Here is a 273-nt window from a genome sequence, read left to right as displayed (position 1 = left end):
CCTGGCGGCCACTTCGATGCCAATACCCAAACCGCGCCTATCGATGAGCTTGTGGATGTACAGCCGATTAGTCCTGGGTTGATTGCATCGACCCCCACCGCCGGTAACCGCGCCACGCCCATGCCCAGCGCCCTGCGCGATGCCATTGATGCATGGCAGTACCGCATTGGCCCAGGCGATGTACTCAGCATTATTGTTTACGACCACCCTGAACTCACCATTCCTGCGGGCAGCGAACGCCGCGCGGAAGATGCAGGCAACCAAGTACGTAAC

Annotated in this window: 1 protein-coding gene; it reads left to right on the top strand. The window is 59.7% G+C overall.

The window, feature by feature from the left end:
* A partial coding sequence (locus RMT89_RS42975) for a polysaccharide biosynthesis/export family protein (RefSeq protein WP_315889192.1) occupies window positions 1-273 on the top strand: 273 nt, incomplete at both ends.

Origin of the sequence: Streptomyces sp. P17, assembly GCF_032436805.1 — a bacterium.
Taxonomy (GTDB): Bacteria; Actinomycetota; Actinomycetes; order Streptomycetales; family Streptomycetaceae; genus Streptomyces.
The sequence above is the reverse complement of the archived record's forward strand: the minus strand, read 5'-3'. Positions and strand labels throughout refer to the sequence as shown.